Source organism: Novosphingobium pentaromativorans US6-1, assembly GCF_000767465.1.
GTDB lineage: Bacteria > Pseudomonadota > Alphaproteobacteria > Sphingomonadales > Sphingomonadaceae > Novosphingobium > Novosphingobium pentaromativorans.
Genome location: NZ_CP009291.1, coordinates 3,094,538 through 3,109,261, shown reverse-complemented (window position 1 = coordinate 3,109,261; position 14,724 = coordinate 3,094,538). Strand labels below are relative to the sequence as shown.

At 64.9% G+C, this 14,724-nt stretch carries 16 protein-coding genes, 1 pseudogene and 1 riboswitch; of the genes and pseudogenes, 9 read left to right on the top strand and 8 right to left on the bottom strand.

What is annotated here, in order from left to right:
- The first annotated feature begins 19 nt into the window (after positions 1 to 19).
- The 4 genes from JI59_RS14440 (at position 20) to JI59_RS14425 (ending at position 3,854) form a co-directional block, all read left to right on the top strand.
- Complete coding sequence (locus JI59_RS14440; protein WP_007011957.1) at positions 20 to 460, top strand: cupin domain-containing protein; 441 nt, start codon at positions 20 to 22, stop codon at positions 458 to 460.
- A 67-nt stretch (positions 461 to 527) separates the two neighbouring features.
- The gene (locus JI59_RS14435) at positions 528 to 1,628 is read left to right on the top strand and encodes a potassium channel family protein (protein ID WP_007011958.1); all 1,101 of its coding nucleotides are present in this window, start codon (positions 528 to 530) and stop codon (positions 1,626 to 1,628) included.
- A 1,179-nt stretch (positions 1,629 to 2,807) separates the two neighbouring features.
- Positions 2,808 to 3,236 carry an OsmC family protein gene (locus JI59_RS14430; RefSeq protein WP_007011959.1) on the top strand — a complete coding sequence of 143 codons (429 nt, stop codon included), beginning with the start codon at positions 2,808 to 2,810 and terminating at the stop codon, positions 3,234 to 3,236.
- Between the two features lie 78 nt (positions 3,237 to 3,314).
- On the top strand, positions 3,315 to 3,854 hold the full coding sequence (locus JI59_RS14425) for a hypothetical protein (RefSeq protein ID WP_007011961.1): 540 nt from the start codon (positions 3,315 to 3,317) through the stop codon (positions 3,852 to 3,854).
- Here the strand turns inward: JI59_RS14425 and JI59_RS14420 are convergent.
- Positions 3,851 to 4,306, bottom strand: a complete 456-nt coding sequence (locus tag JI59_RS14420) for a COG3650 family protein (protein ID WP_007011962.1) — start codon at positions 4,304 to 4,306, stop codon at positions 3,851 to 3,853. The two genes, JI59_RS14425 and JI59_RS14420, sit on opposite strands and share 4 nt — an antisense overlap.
- 314 nt (positions 4,307 to 4,620) lie before the next feature.
- Here JI59_RS14420 and JI59_RS14415 point away from each other — a divergent pair, with 314 nt between their 5' ends.
- Positions 4,621 to 4,893: a hypothetical protein gene (locus tag JI59_RS14415; RefSeq protein WP_007011964.1), complete on the top strand. Its 273-nt coding sequence runs from the start codon at positions 4,621 to 4,623 to the stop codon at positions 4,891 to 4,893.
- A 148-nt stretch (positions 4,894 to 5,041) separates the two neighbouring features.
- Here the strand turns inward: JI59_RS14415 and JI59_RS14410 are convergent, their stop codons facing one another.
- Positions 5,042 to 5,443 carry a hypothetical protein gene (locus JI59_RS14410; protein WP_007011965.1) on the bottom strand — a complete coding sequence of 134 codons (402 nt, stop codon included), beginning with the start codon at positions 5,441 to 5,443 and terminating at the stop codon, positions 5,042 to 5,044.
- A 187-nt stretch (positions 5,444 to 5,630) separates the two neighbouring features.
- On the opposite strand from JI59_RS14410, the pseudogene JI59_RS28205 reads away from it, so the two are divergent.
- Together JI59_RS28205 and JI59_RS28200 are read left to right on the top strand one after the other, a co-directional pair.
- A pseudogene (locus JI59_RS28205) lies at positions 5,631 to 6,423 on the top strand (IS1380 family transposase); the annotation flags it as partial.
- A gap of 91 nt (positions 6,424 to 6,514) precedes the next feature.
- Complete coding sequence (locus tag JI59_RS28200) at positions 6,515 to 7,003, top strand: transposase (protein ID WP_420845487.1); 489 nt, start codon at positions 6,515 to 6,517, stop codon at positions 7,001 to 7,003.
- A gap of 217 nt (positions 7,004 to 7,220) precedes the next feature.
- Here JI59_RS28200 and JI59_RS14400 read toward each other — a convergent pair whose 3' ends face one another.
- From JI59_RS14400 to JI59_RS14390, 3 genes are all read right to left on the bottom strand, one after another.
- Entirely contained in the window at positions 7,221 to 7,622 is a 402-nt protein-coding gene (locus tag JI59_RS14400; protein WP_007011966.1) for a DUF4440 domain-containing protein, read from the bottom strand.
- A gap of 146 nt (positions 7,623 to 7,768) precedes the next feature.
- Positions 7,769 to 8,089: an antibiotic biosynthesis monooxygenase family protein gene (locus tag JI59_RS14395; protein ID WP_007011968.1), complete on the bottom strand. Its 321-nt coding sequence runs from the start codon at positions 8,087 to 8,089 to the stop codon at positions 7,769 to 7,771.
- 76 nt (positions 8,090 to 8,165) lie between these two features.
- On the bottom strand, positions 8,166 to 8,495 hold the full coding sequence (locus JI59_RS14390) for a DOPA 4,5-dioxygenase family protein (RefSeq protein ID WP_007011969.1): 330 nt from the start codon (positions 8,493 to 8,495) through the stop codon (positions 8,166 to 8,168).
- Positions 8,496 to 8,698: 203 nt separating this feature from the next.
- Between JI59_RS14390 and JI59_RS14385 the strand changes: the two genes are divergently transcribed.
- Positions 8,699 to 9,700 carry a sulfotransferase gene (locus JI59_RS14385; RefSeq protein ID WP_081473932.1) on the top strand — a complete coding sequence of 334 codons (1,002 nt, stop codon included), beginning with the start codon at positions 8,699 to 8,701 and terminating at the stop codon, positions 9,698 to 9,700.
- Between the two features lie 137 nt (positions 9,701 to 9,837).
- Here JI59_RS14385 and thiC read toward each other — a convergent pair whose 3' ends face one another.
- Complete coding sequence (gene thiC, locus JI59_RS14380) at positions 9,838 to 11,718, bottom strand: phosphomethylpyrimidine synthase ThiC (RefSeq protein WP_007011971.1); 1,881 nt, start codon at positions 11,716 to 11,718, stop codon at positions 9,838 to 9,840.
- A gap of 39 nt (positions 11,719 to 11,757) precedes the next feature.
- A riboswitch (TPP riboswitch) is annotated at positions 11,758 to 11,865 on the bottom strand.
- A gap of 45 nt (positions 11,866 to 11,910) precedes the next feature.
- On the opposite strand from thiC, the gene JI59_RS14375 reads away from it, so the two are divergent.
- The gene (locus JI59_RS14375; protein WP_138921299.1) at positions 11,911 to 12,537 is read left to right on the top strand and encodes an SOS response-associated peptidase family protein; all 627 of its coding nucleotides are present in this window, start codon (positions 11,911 to 11,913) and stop codon (positions 12,535 to 12,537) included.
- A 6-nt stretch (positions 12,538 to 12,543) separates the two neighbouring features.
- On the opposite strand, the gene JI59_RS14370 is transcribed toward JI59_RS14375, so the two are convergent.
- Together JI59_RS14370 and JI59_RS14365 are read right to left on the bottom strand one after the other, a co-directional pair.
- Positions 12,544 to 12,942, bottom strand: coding sequence for a hypothetical protein (locus tag JI59_RS14370; protein ID WP_007011973.1), 399 nt, complete (start codon positions 12,940 to 12,942; stop codon positions 12,544 to 12,546).
- A gap of 144 nt (positions 12,943 to 13,086) precedes the next feature.
- Complete coding sequence (locus JI59_RS14365; RefSeq protein ID WP_238532474.1) at positions 13,087 to 14,724, bottom strand: DUF4261 domain-containing protein; 1,638 nt, start codon at positions 14,722 to 14,724, stop codon at positions 13,087 to 13,089.

The following is a 14,724-nucleotide window of genomic DNA, read 5'->3' as shown; positions in this document are numbered from 1 at the left end:
AGAAGGGGAAGCACGACAGATGAGCGACGCCGATACGACCGCTGGGCAGATCGTCGCGCGCCTCGGCCTTGAACCGCACCCGGAGGGCGGCTGGTACCGCGAGACCTGGCGCGCCGACGCCCCGTCCGGAACGCGCGCTGGTGCCACGGCCATCCATTTCCTGCTCGAGGCAGGCCAGCGCTCCCACTGGCACCGCGTCGATGCCGCCGAACTGTGGCTGTGGCATGCCGGACATCCGCTCACGCTGGAGATGGCGCCCGATGAAGCCGGCCCTGTCAGCCGGGCCGTGCTGGGCGGCAATGTCCTGTCGGGCGAGGCGCCTCAGGTCCTCGTGCCGCCGGGCCACTGGCAGGCGGCGGCACCGATCGGCGGCTGGACGCTGGTAAGCTGCGTGGTCGCGCCCGGATTCGAATTCTCGGGCTTCGAACTGGCCCCGCCCGACTGGTCGCCACGCAGCTGACGGACGCTGGACAAGTCCGGCCCGCTCGCGCAGTCTCGTGACCGGGGAATTTCGGGGGTCCGGCCGCATGGCAGGCGAGTATGACAGCATAGACGTGGCCGCCCGCCGCGTGCTCGGTTCGCCGCTGCAGAACCTCGTGCGCGCGGCGATCTTCGTCCTCGCCGTCTTCGTGCTCGCCACCGCAGGCTTCGTCGCATCCGGCTGGAGTTTCGCCGACGCCGCCTACATGGTCATCCTCACGATCTTCTCGGTGGGTTACGGCGAAGTCCACCCGATCGACACCGCCTGGCTGCGCACGCTCGACATCGCGACGATCGTGCTGGGCTGCACCGGCATGATCGTGCTGACCGGCGCCCTCGTCCAGGTCTTCGCGCATTACCAGATACGCAACATTCTCGGGATCGACCGCATGCAAAGCCAGATCGACCGCCTCACCAACCACGCCATCGTCTGCGGCTACGGCCGCATCGGCAAGCAGCTTGCCATAGAGCTGCAACGCGCACGAACCCCTTTCATCATCGTCGACCGCAACCCGGCCAAGATAGCCGAGGCCGAAGCGGCAGGACACCTGACGCTCAGGGCCGATGCCACCGATGAAGCCTCGCTCAAGTCAGCGGGGATCGAACGCGCCCGGGTCCTGGCGACAGTCTTGCCCGACGATGCCCTCAATGTTTTCATCACTCTCTCGGCCCGCAACCTCAACCCGCGGATGGAAATCATCGCCCGCGGCGAATATCCCACGACCGAAGGCAAGCTGATCCACGCCGGGGCCGACAAGGTGGTGCTGCCCACCCATATCGGGGCCGAACGGATCGCCGAGATGATCGTCTATCCCACGACGTCGCGTTTCCTGGGCGAAGCCCCGCAAGTGCGCGATCTCAAGCGCGGCCTGCACGAATTCGGGCTGGAGATCGAGGCGGTGACGGTTCCGGAAAAGTCGGCGCTGGCAGGGGCAACGGTCGGGGAAGCCGAGCGACGGGCCTGCGGCGCGTTCTTCCTCGTCCAGATCGACCGGCCCAATGGCCAGAGCTACGTCCACCCTGCCGAGGACACGCGCATCGAGGCGGGCGATACGGTCGTGCTCGTCCTGCGCGGCACGCGGATGACGGCGGGCTCGATCTTCACCGAACCGCGCCAGCCTTTCAAGATGGGCCGCGGTTACAACTGACCGGAAGCCGCACGGCTAGGCGCGGTGCAATTCGCAGGTGAGCGTGCCGCGTTCCAACCTGCCGCGACAGGCTGCGAAACCGAGATGCGGGCACTTTCGCTTCGCGCCAAAGCGACTGCCCCGCGACTTTGCAACGGTCAGTCCGAGACCATGTCCGCCCGGGTTTGCAGCTGCTGCATTAACGTGCCCCGGCTCACTTTCCACCATCCTCACGAATGCCATCGCCACCCCCTTGTAGATCGCTGGCCAGATGCTCCGGCCGATCCTGATGACGGCACCATAAGAGCCTGCGCGGCAGAAAACTTTGCGCCAGCGCAACAAGGCGTGGCAGTTTCCTGCCACGCCTTGCGCTTCTCCCCGTTCCTTCGGCCTACGGCGCGACCCGAATGGCTCTGCGGGTTTTCGATCGAACCAGCGTTACCTGCTTGTATCCGACCTATGCATCTGGACTCCCGGCTCCGCGGCGCGATGCACGCGCCGAGACGTCCCGATAGACGATTCGTCCCGCTCCCGACGCACGGACCAACCGCTGCCCGCCGGTCTGGAAGCCGGCAGCAGCACACGAAGCCCTGGTCGAAAACAGAACCGGACCGTCTGCCCGGGTAACCGATATGTCGCTGGTAGAAATGGTGCCTGTCATCGGCGCGGGCTCACGGCCCCGGTGGCCCGGCCGGACACAATCGTCCGAGCGCCAGCACCTGGAGCGAAGCCTTTTCGCCGATCTGCCAAGAATTGCTTCAAGACAACATCCTCTTCCCTGGCAATGCCGTCATCGTGCAGCCTGCCTTATTGGTAATGGTGAACATAACATTGCTATACCCAATGCAAAAGTCCTCAATGGTATTATCACCGGTCCAATCTGTTTTTTGCACCGCAAAACAGCGGATTTGGCCGCATGCGCAAGTTTGCGGAGGAGGAGACACAAGGCCTTTCTGCCGCTGCCTCCCCAAGTCCTATGCATTCAATAACCTGATTTACCGGACACTGAGGGCCAGAGCGCCCTTGCTCTCCTCTCCTGCCTCGCTGCGCACCCTCTGGAGAACAAAACCGGCACCGGCTTGCAGATGCCGCACTGCACAATGGATTGCAGCCCCCGATTTCGCGGTTTTGCACGGGAACATCCACAGGTTTGTCTACGTTATCTGCCCGTACTGTCCATTCGGCAAGAAAGGCCCGGTCATGACCACCAATTCCGCTTCCGCGCGCTACGAAGGCTTCGGCAAGAACGGCAAGGGCGCGATCAGCACCCGCTCCGGCGTTCTGAGCGACCAGCCTTACGGTTTCGGAACGCGATTCGAAGGCCAGCCGGGCACCAATCCCGAGGAACTCATCGCCGCCGCCCATGCCGCCTGCTTCACAATGGCGACCAGCTTTGCGCTGGCATCGGCAGGCCACGATGTCGGCACGCTGGAGACGAATTGCGTGGTGACGCTCGACAAGGACGGCGCAGGCTTCAAGGTGACCAGGTCCGAACTCTCGCTGAGCGCCACGATCCCCGGCATCAGCCAGGAGGACTTCGCGAGCATCGCCGACGATGCCAAAGCCAACTGCCCGATATCCAAGCTGCTCAATTGCGAAGTGACGCTGGAGAAGTCGCTGGCTGGCTGAGCCTGCAGCCCAGTGGCCGGAACGCTCCGGCCACTGGCGCGTTCTTGAATTTCGAGGGGGGCAACCGGAGACCGCGAGTTGCCTGGCACGACACAGATCCTTGGCGCCCTGCTCGGCGCCGTCACCTTGGGAACGCTGGCAGGCGCTGCGATCCCCACGGCGATGAAGCCGGCCTTCGGGCCCAACTGGCGCGATCGCTACGGCGTGCGCTTCAACCCTTCCGCAGCGACATACTACGTCGAGGCAGGCCCCGAAGACCTCAGCCCCCCGTCCGACACGACGCCGCGCTGGGCCGTTTCTTATTACCCCGCGCTTCCCCCAAGCATGAAAGACGACCGCGACTGGCTCGAAGACGCCCGCGCCGACGCGATGCAATATGCGTCCTACACCAGCGACCTGGCGTCTGGATACCGCGATACCGTTTCCAATGAAGACGAACCGGTCGCGCGGGACAGCGATACCTTCGCCAGCACCGCTGCGTCAGGCGCAAACATGCCGGCGCACACCGCCGTGCGCGAACTCAAGGTTGATACAAAAGCCGAAGCCGCCGTCGCCGCAGCCGCACGCGCGGCAGGCGCTGCGGTGATCTCGTTGCCGCGTCTGAGCGGAGAGCTCTAACTGCGCTCACCACCCATTCGGGGATTCCGCGCGGTCCAGGCGCAACCCTGGCGCACTTCGTCGCCGATGCGCAGGGTCACGCCGAAAGGATAGGCCGTGTCGGACATGCCGTCGCTGCATTCGCCGGGTGTTATCGCGAGCGTCATTTCCCCCCCGGAGAGCGTGCCGCTGAACGAAAGACCGCCGCGCCCAGCGAAGCGGGAGACGGAGATCGTTTCCCCGGCCTGATTCTCCGGCGTCGTGTAGGTCAGGCGGGTACCGTCAGCTTGCCCTCCCCAGAACGGCTCGGTTCCGAGGAAATGGACGACCTCGTTCTCGCCGATTCCGCTCCACGGTTGGTGATCGTTGCTGTCACCCGGGACATTGGATGCGCCCGGCTGACACGCGGCGAGAATCAGCGGAGAGAGGAGCAGCACCCGGCGGGTGACGAATGGGACAAGGGAACCGACCATCCCCTGCGACTACGCCGCCCATCGCACTCTAGCAAGCACATGCAGCACGAACAGATTCGGGCCATCGATGCTCGCACATGCAGTGCGAATCGCTTCGCGCACCACACTTTTGCGCATCCTGCAAAAGGACGACACTGCCGGAAATCTGGGAAAAAACACGATTTTCATAGCCTTGCAGTAATACTTGCAAATACTGCAACTACTGCTGCAGCAATCGAATTTGCCAAGCCGGAGGCACATCGACATGCTGCAACGCAACAAAAAGATAAGGGTGCCCGAGGCAAACTCCTGCATCCGATGAAAAGGAATTTGCCATGTTCAAGACCGTTTTCACTGCCGCTGCCGTTCTCGTTGCCGTTCCGGCTGCCGCTCACGCCGAAGATGCCCGCAACTTCTCGCACGAAGGCGTCGACTACGCCTACACCACCGAGCAGAAGGGCGACGTCACCGTGATCAAGGGCACCGCTTCGGGCGGCGTGCCGTTCCGTCTCTACGTTTCGGGCAACCGCGTCACCGGCACCTACAATGACCGCAGCGTTGCCTTCAAGGTCGCTGACGCCGAGAAGACTCTGGCGCAGGTCAAGTAATTCTTCACGGGCAGGCCGCGAGGCCTGCACCGCGAACAGGAAAAGGGCGTCATCCCGCGAGGGTGACGCCCTTTTTCCGTGGGTCATGTGCGGTGGCCCCGGATTGCGCGTGCGGGGCCTGGCCCATCCGTCCGGGCCGATACTGACTTCAATGCAGCCGGCGAGTGCCGCCCTGCCCCTGGACCAGCCGCACTTCGATCGTTCCTGCGGCTTCCTCCACCTCGTGCTTTTCGCAGATATCCGCCAGCAACGCTGCCACTTCCTCGTCACTCGCATCGCGATCGATCGGATAGCGGGCAATCACCATGTCATCGACGGCGTCGACGACACTGAAGTGGCGTGTCCGGCCCGCCTCGGCGAGAGCATCGAGATCGAAACCATCGGCGAGGTCCCAGATCTTGCCCCCGCGCGACTTGATCGGGCGCTGGCAATAACGGCAAGTGCAATGAAGCACCCCATCGTCCTCGCGGTGCTTGCGGCCTGCGGGCACATGCTTGCGCAAGTACCAGCACTGGGCGAGAGGGACCGATGAATTCATCTTGCTGAGCATTACCGTACCTGTTTTCACAATCTGCAACCTGACGGCGCGGCCCTGCAGAGCTGCCGTCCTGCTTGTGAAAACGGTCGTTAGCCGTTGTTATTCACCGGAGCGCGATATGAGGTTGGCGGAAGTGGCGTAAAGCACTGTTCTGAAGTAGGAAATTGGTTGTCGACACCATTCCTAATCAGGACAGAAAATGCCACAAGCCACACCCGCCAGCAGCGAGGTTAGCGCGCGCCGATTTTCGTTTCCAGCCATCGGGCGCAAGAAAGTGAGCGCGGCGTTCGACGGAGGCCGATTGACCTCGGACGGCGGAGTTCTGCTACTGGCGCAGGCGGAGCGCGAGATGCGGATTTGCGCACAGCTCGCCGGCTGCATTGCCGATCCGCGCGCCCCCTCTCGGGTGATCCATGCACTGGACGACATCCTGCGGGCACGGGTCCTGGCGATCTGCTGCGGCTACGAAGATGCCGACGACCTTGATGCTCTGCGCGATGATCCCGGCTTCCGCCTGGCGCTGGGCAAGCTGCCGGGGGCGGGCGCGGGCCTTGCCAGCCAACCGACCATGAGCCGCTGGGAAAACGCGCCGTCCACGCGCGAACTGGCGCACATGATGCAGGGTCATGATTGGCATCTACTGCGCCAGCTATCCCAAGCCGCCCAAGGCGGTGACGTTGGATGTTGATGACACCTGCGATGTCGTTCATGGCTACCAGCAGCTGTCGTTCTGGAATGGTCATCACGGCGAGCGCTGCTTCCTGCCGATCCATGTCTACGACACTGCGACCGGCCGGCCGGTCGCGATGCTGCTGCGCACCGGCAAGACACCTTCGGGCGCGGAGGCCGCAGGGCATATTCGCCGCCTCGTCCGGCATATCCGTCGACACTGGCCGGAAACGCACATCACCATCCGCGGCGATGGGCACTATGGCCGCCCCGAGGTCATGGCCTTCTGCGAGGCGGCCGGCGTCGACTATGTGTTTGGTCTGCCGACCAACGCTGCGTTGCGCGCCGATCCGGTAATCGTCGCGGCCGCCGATGCCTGTGCGGTCAAGCGCGCCGAAGAAGGCCGGGTAATCCCTGCGCCACTATGCAGAGACCCACTATGGCGCGAAAAGCTGGAAGTGCCAGCGCCGCGTCGCCGCCCGGATCGAGGCGAGCATGCTCGGCATGGACATCCGGTATGTCGTCACCTCCCTGGCAGGCGGCTCCGCCGAGCACATCTACGACACGCTCTACTGTGCTCGCGGCCAGGCCGAGAACCTCATCAAGATGCACAAGACCCAGCTTGCCAGCGACCGCACCTCGTGCCGCTCGGCCAATGCCAACCAGATGCGCCTCATCCTCCACACCGCCGCCTACTGGCTGATGTGGCGCATCCGACAAACCATCCCGAAAGCCGCGTCGCTGGCCACTGCAGAGTTCGCGACCTTGCGCCTGCGGCTCATAAAGGTCGCCGCCCGCGTCATCGAAACCGCCACGCGCATACGCGTCGCCTTCGCCTCAGCATGCCCTGACGCCAGCACGTTCCGCGCCGTCGCCGCCGGGGTCAGGCTCGCACCGACATAGCCAACGCGGCCGCGCCGCCGAGATGCCGATCCTGCCCTTCAACCCCGCAAACCTATCGAACACCCGCGGTGAAAAAGACGCAGCGAACCGGCTCGCCCCCTTCACTCTGCAAGCCCAAACTCAGCACCAGCGCTCACGGAAATAGAGATCCGGTGAATAGGACGGGTTAGCTGCCGAAATTAAGCGCTGCAGAGCCCGAAGAGCCCCGCAGCCTCTCTCAGCCAAGCGTGACGTAGATCTCCGCAACGATGACCCACTCGCCCAGCACTTCGCGCCATTTGGCCGCGTAGTTGCCGCTTCCCAGCGACTTGCCGGACCGGTCCTCCAGCCCCTGCCAGCGGCCATATTCCATGGCGATGGGCTCAACCGGGGAAACGACCACGCGGTCTGACGTCCGGTTATAGATTACCCGTCCGGGACCGGCGAACTCCCGCTTCCACGCCTTCAGCTGAGCGTTGCGACCGGAGATCACGGCGCTGTCAGAGCCCGTCACCATCACGCAGTCGCGCGCCAGGATGGGCGAAATGGCCGCGAGATCCGCATCCGCTATCGCGCGATTGAAGGCAGCGCGGCGCGTGCGCACGGCAAGTTCGGCGGCGGAACTGGCAGACTGGTTCATGACATCCCTTTGCGGCCCGCTGCGATGCATAGCGGTTTACGCGCCGCGCGCAATTTGCCGCGCGCATCCTATCCGCGCCTTTTTGCAATGGGATTGCGGGCCGCGCGCAACGGTCACCAGCCCGCAGCCGGTTATCCCGCCACGCGCTAGTCCTGACGCCCAAGCAGATCGTCGGTGACTTCCATCAGCAACAGCGGCTCCTCCGCCCAGTCACTGATGGCATCGACGAACGCAGCGCGGGTATCCGGCTCGTCATAGACCATCCGCGCATCGAAGGCCCGCTGCCAGGTCCCGCGGTCGGGCCACTCGGCAATGCCGATGAAGCGGCCCGTTTCGGCCTCGTAGTGGAGGCGCGAACCGAGCGAGCCGTACTTTTCGCGAATGAGCGCCGTCCCGCGGCGCCAGGCCGCGCGGAACTGCTCCTCCTTGCCGGGATGGACCTTCCACCAGTAGGCGGCGACGAACATCGCGGGCTCCTCTCTTCTGCTGCTGCGCGGCACACTCATCGAGGCAACGCAGACGGGCTCGCAAGAGTTGCCTGCCCTACTTAAACTGCGAAAGGTTGAGTTCCTCGGAGGGGCCGAACCAGACGACGTGGCTGGTGTGGTCGATCAGGTCGTTGCCGGTTTCTGCGTGGCCGAAAATCGTCAGCGCACCGCGGTTGACGGCGGCCCAGGTGGTGAAGTCGCCGAAGACCTCACCCGGAACGGTCAACTGGCAGCTACCGCGCGGATGCGGGCCGACCGGACCCAAGTGAAAGCGGCCGACCTTCACGCCGAAAAGCGCATGGGCCTGTTCGGCAAGCGCCTGGGCTTGCTCCAGTTCGGCAGGGTCGAAATAGATATGGGCGTGAAAGACATCGGGCCGGTTCATCGCGCGTAGCTGGGCACTGTCCGCCCACCGGTCAAGAGCAGACCACGCGCTGCGCATGCCCCTTCGGCCCCGCTCCTGCCCGGCAGCCTCGCCTCCATCGGGACGCTCCCAAAGGACTAATCCGGGAACGTCGTTGAAATCGCGAAACTTTACGGCAAACTCTGTGTCGTCGTTTACCGTGCGCGTCGTAGGGGAGAAGTGGCATCAGTTCCGAAGCACCGATCCTGATCTTCGGCGCGCCACGCTCGGGTACATCCCTACTCAGCCGATTGATCGACGCTCATTCGCGCATTTCCATCCCCTTCGAATCCCACCTGTTCAACCAGTGGCTGCCGAGGCTGGACAGTTATGGCGACCTGTCCGATCCCGCGCGCCAGAAGCGCCTTGTTTCGGACATCGTGCGCCTCGGCGTCGTGCGGGACTGGAGCCCCCGCCCGACGCCGGAAGATGTTGCCAGACACGTCAAGGGGCCCGGTTTCGGCGCGGTCGCGAATGCCGTCATGGAATGGGCTGCCAGGACGGCGGGCAAACCGCGCTGGGGTGAGAAGACGCCGCAGCACACGATGATGCACGACGAAGTCCTGGCGACCTGGCCCAGAGCCCAGGTCATCATGATCCAGCGCGATCCGCGGGCGGTCGCCATGTCGTGGAAGCAGGCACGGTTTCACGGCAATCACGTGCTGCCCTTCGCCAAGGCCTGGGTACGCCATTCGCAGGCGCTGGACGCGGTCGAGCGCAAGTTACCGCCCCACCAGCGCATAAGGGTGAGCTACGAGGCGCTCGTTCGCGATCCCGAAACCGAACTGCGTCGGCTCATGGCCTTCCTGGGCGAGGACTTCGAAGCGCAGCAGCTGGAGTTCCACCGCAAGGACAGCAGCTACGACACCGACCAGCGCAACCTTGCGCGTCTCAGGACCCCGGTATCGGCCGACAGCATCGACCGCTGGAAGTCGGGCCTGTCGCAATACGAGGTGCGGCTGGTCGAGACGATCTGCGCCGAGACAATGGCGCAGCGCGGTTACGATCCCAGCCCGATCGGCGCCAAGCCCATTACCGAAGCGCGCCTCGGCTTTGCCCGCCGGGTGGAAGTCCCGGTGCAACGGGTTGCCGGTGCGTTCAAGAACCTCAAGGGCTTCGTCTATCTCAGTCGCGACCTGCAGTGGGCGGTCGAGCAGCTGCTTTCCGGAGTCTTTCCCGAACCGTAGGCTCGGCGCAAGTACGCGTCGGCCACCGAGCGCGCATGGAAAAAGGGGGCACGGACTGCGCGTCCATGCCCCCTTTTTTTGATGCCTGCCCCCCCAAAAAACTGCACACAGCGAGGGCGGAACGGCGTCCGAAGCGATTACTCGGCCGCGTCGGCGGCCTCGTCGGCGGGCAGGTACAGTTCGTTGCCCTTTTCCTTGTAGACCTTGGACATCTCTTCCATGCCCTTCTCCGCTTCGTCGGCGGCAAGGAAACCGGTGCTCGGCTGGTTCTGCTTGGCGGCGAAGTCGCGCACTTCCTGGCTGATCTTCATCGAGCAGAACTTGGGACCGCACATCGAGCAGAAGTGCGCGGTCTTGGCGCCTTCGGCCGGAAGCGTCTGGTCGTGGTACTGCTCTGCCGTGTCCGGATCGAGGCTGAGGTTGAACTGGTCGCGCCAGCGGAACTCGAAGCGGGCCTTCGACAGGGCATCGTCGCGCACCTGCGCAGCCGGGTGGCCCTTGGCGAGGTCAGCCGCGTGGGCCGCCAGCTTGTAGGTGACAACGCCGACCTTCACGTCGTCGCGGTCGGGCAGGCCGAGGTGCTCCTTGGGCGTGACGTAACAGAGCATCGCCGTGCCGTACCAACCGATCTGGGCCGCGCCGATGCCGCTGGTGATGTGGTCGTAGCCCGGCGCGATGTCGGTCGTGAGCGGCCCAAGCGTGTAGAACGGGGCTTCGCCGCAGCTTTCCAGCTGCTTTTCCATGTTCTCCTTGATCTTGTGCATCGGCACGTGGCCGGGGCCCTCGATCATGACCTGGACGTCCTGCTCCCAGGCCTTCTTGGTCAGTTCGCCCAACGTATAGAGCTCGGCGAACTGCGCCTCGTCGTTGGCGTCGTAGATCGAGCCGGGACGCAGGCCATCACCGAGCGAGTAGGCGATGTCGTAGGCCTTCATGATCTCGGTGATCTCGTCGAAGTTCTCGTAGAGGAACGACTCCTTGTGGTGGGCAAGGCACCACTTGGCCATGATCGAACCGCCACGGCTGACGATGCCGGTCATGCGCTTGGCTGCCAGCGGGATGTAGGGCAGGCGCACGCCGGCGTGGATCGTGAAGTAGTCGACGCCCTGCTCTGCCTGTTCGATCAGGGTGTCGCGGAAGATCTCCCAGGTCAGTTCCTCGGCAATGCCCCCGACCTTTTCCAGCGCCTGGTAGATCGGCACGGTGCCGATCGGAACCGGGCTGTTGCGGATGATCCATTCGCGCGTGTCGTGGATGTTGCGCCCGGTCGACAGATCCATGACGGTATCCGCGCCCCAGCGGATCGACCAGACCATCTTGTCGACTTCGCTGGCAACGTCCGACGCGACCGCCGAATTGCCGATGTTGGCGTTGATCTTGACCAGGAAGTTGCGACCGATGGCCATCGGCTCGCTTTCCGGGTGATTGACGTTCGAAGGGATGATCGCACGGCCGCGCGCCACTTCGTCCCGCACGAACTCGGGCGTCACGTAGTCGGGGATAGCGGCGCCGAAGCTCTCGCCCGAGCGGTTGTACTCGGCAAGGCGCGCCCGGCCCAGATTCTCGCGCTCGGCAACATATTCCATCTCGGGCGTGATGATGCCCTGGCGGGCGTAATGCATCTGCGAGAGGTTCTTGCCGGCCTTGGCGCGTAGGGGCTTGCGCAGCGCGGTCGGGAACGGGGGCACGCCGCCCGAACGATCCGGGCCGAGCTGGCCGTTGTCTTCCGGCTTCACTTCGCGCGGCGCGTATTCCTCCACGTCGCCGCGGGCGAGCTGCCATTCGCGGCGCAGCGCGGGCAGACCGGCGGCAATGTCGATCGCCGCGTCGGGATCGGTGTAGGGGCCCGAGGTGTCATAGACGCGCACCGGCGGCTCGCCGCTCGAGGGTTCGAGATGGATCTCGCGCATGGCGACCTTGACCGAGGGGTTCGACTGGGCCGGGACGTAGATCTTCTTCGAGCCGCGGATGGGCCCGGTGGTTACGCCGATTTCCAGCTTGGAATTGATGTCGGCCATAAGCGCTTCTCTCCAGTGAGCGGATAGGGCGCGGATGTGCCGATGCGGCTGTCCACTCCCTCCGCCCGTGCTAACGGGTTCAGGTTCAACGGGTCTTGTGGAGCATACCCACAACTCTCAGCCTTGCTGGCTCCCCGGGGGTGGGCGGACAATAGACGGGTGCCGTGCGTCCGTCTAGGGACCCTGCAAGACATGCCCATGCTTTATCGCCTCGACGCGCCTGCAAAGGCGGTTGCACGCCAGTTCGGCGCGCGCGCGAACGACGACCCCTGGGCCGGTGGCCATGTCGCGCCGGGCCAGTTTGCACCGGTCATCACCGCCGGGCGGGAAATGATCGCGGGGCCGCGCCCTTCAGGCAGGCAGCCGCGCCGCATGGTACCGCGCCTGTGGGGCGTGCCGCCGCCGCCCTCGGTCCACGACGCCCCGCGCCACGGCATCCTCTCGGTGCGCAATCTCGAAAGCCCGTTCTGGATCGGCAATCTCAGGAACAGCGAGTTTCGTTGCGTCGTCCCCTGCACTGCCTTCATGGAATGGGGCGCCACCCGCGACCGGGAAGGCAAGCGTCGCCAGTGCTGGTTCGCACTGGAAGATCAGCCGATCTTCGCGATGGCCGCGGTTTGGAAGGACAGCGAAATCCCGGGCTTCGCGCTGCTGACATGCGAGCCCAACGCCGCCCTGCGCTTCGCCGGACGCGATTCGATGCCGGTGATCCTGCCACCGGGCCCGGAGGCCCTCGACCTGTGGCTCAACGGCGGATGGGACCGGGCGAAGGCGCTGGTCGCCCCCTATTCGTCATCGCTCATGCGCGAGCGCGGCTAGCCGCGCTCAGAAGTGCGGAATGGCAACCGCGATCCCTGCTATGCCGATCAGGATCGAAAGCCAGGCCCAGAGTTTCGACATGGGCCCGAACCGGCGCAGCCAGAAGGCCATGTAGACGTCCGAGAAGGCCAGTACGACCAGCGCCTCGATGATCATCAGCCCGCCCAGCACGCTCATCGCACCCGACAGCCAGTCAGCCGAAGCCCAGGGATTGACGATGTAGATGGCCGCGCCAAGGAACAGCTCCAGCAGTGCCGCAATCAGTTGGAGTGCGGGCGAGGCTCCCATTTCCTCGAGCATTTTTTGCCAGTGGCCGGCCTGCCGCAGCTCACCGATCCCGGCAAAGAGCGCAAACAGGCCCAGGAACAGCGCGGTCCAGGCCGGCGCAAGCGATAGATCGGGCATTCAAATCCTCCATCCCAAAAGCCGATCCCGCCAGTACGATGAACCTCGGCCGGGGCACAGTAAAGGCATCAATGACTTGGCATGATCCGAAGGCCCTTGAGTCGGGTGTCCGCTGGGCCGCAACGGAAGCCGGACAAGAGGGCGTTACAGCCCCTTGCGGCCGAAACCGCCGGGCACCCGGCGCTGCGCGGCGAAGCCGATCGGTGGCTGGCGGCTGTGCAGGATCGTGGCGGGCCATGTGCCGGGCACCGGGTCGGGATGCGGCACGCTCGAAACCGGCGGGCCTGCCAGTTCCATCAGCAGCACCGGCACCGGATTCTGGCGCGAAGGCTCCGCGCTTTCATCGTGCCAGATCCGCACCGACAGGTCGCCCACATCGTCGCCGAAGGTATCGCCGTGGCGGATCACCGGGCCCTCGATCAGCAGGTAGCGCATGACCTCATTCAGCTTTTCGGCGACGAAATCGAGAGTTCCCGGCGCGTTCCAGGCCTCCACCTCGCGGCCGACGAAAGGCAGCATTCCCGCCGTGGACAGGGATACCGCGTCCGCCTCGGTCGAATGGAACGCCGTCCAGAGGAACAGGCGCATCGGCACTTCGTCATTGGCCAGCGGACTGACAAGGGCAGGCAGGTCCCCGGCAGTGTAGGCGCACGAATGGGCCGGAAGATAGACACCGCAGAAGGCCTCCTGCGCCAATGCCCCTTGCGCCACGACGGCCAGCACCATCGCCATGACCTTGGCGCTTTGCCGGATGTCCACGAACTCGCCGACCTCGGTGTCGAGGTCGCAGGCGATGACGGCATGTCCGGCATGACGGCGCAAGTTCCGCAGTCCTTCGCCCGGTTCGCACCAGAAGCTGCGATAGAGCGCGCGCTCCACCATCCACGCGGGCAGAGGCGCGGGCGCATGCGATATCGAAATCGCGCAGCCGCGGCCGGTGATCCGGCCACGGTCGGGTCCTTGGGCAGCAACCTGCCACTCGCCTTCGTCATCGATCGAGGCGAGGCCCTCGGCCAGCATGTCCCAGTCTATGTCGAGACGATGCGCAGCGAAGAGCGGGACGATCGTCGGCAGGCGATCGCGCCGGGGCAGTTCGCGGAAGAAGGGAGGCGGCAGAGACTGGTCCAGCAGGCGCGCGAGGTGCTCGGACGGATCATCTGACATGGCCTCGGCAATTCCGGCCTCGATCTCGGCCAGCCCGACGATGTCGAAACCCAGTCGCTCCGAGCGCTGGTGGGGCAGAAGGTCATCGTATGGCAATTCGGCCAGATCGACGCTCCCGGCTGCGGCGTGCGCATCGCCCGTGCAAGCCGTCTGACACGGCGTGGCCGGTGCCGCGAGCGCGGCGGCGATGGTTTGCCCGTCATGCACCTTCCGGTCGAGGCAGGCGATTTCTTCGGCGTCGAGCCAGGGCATACCCTCGCCAAAGCGGGCGACGGCGGTCTCGGGCTCGGTCCCTGCAAGGGCAAGAGCCACGGCACAGGCGATTTGCTCGCACAGCGCCTGATCCTCGCTCGTCGGTGTCCCGATCACGATGGCACAACCCCGTCGCGGGGCGCCGGGAATCGACTCGTCGTCCAGCTGGCGCAGCGGCACGATTACGACTTCACCGGCGCTGCGGCCGATCAGCAGGACCTCGCGCCCAAAGGACGTGGAGCAGTGGGCGCTGCCATCGTCATGATCGCCGCAGGTCCAGCCGAACCTGGGCGCGGCCCGCATGAGCTGCGTGCGCAACTCGCCCGCGGGAAGGCTGGGCCGGGCGCCTAGGATGACCGTGACCAT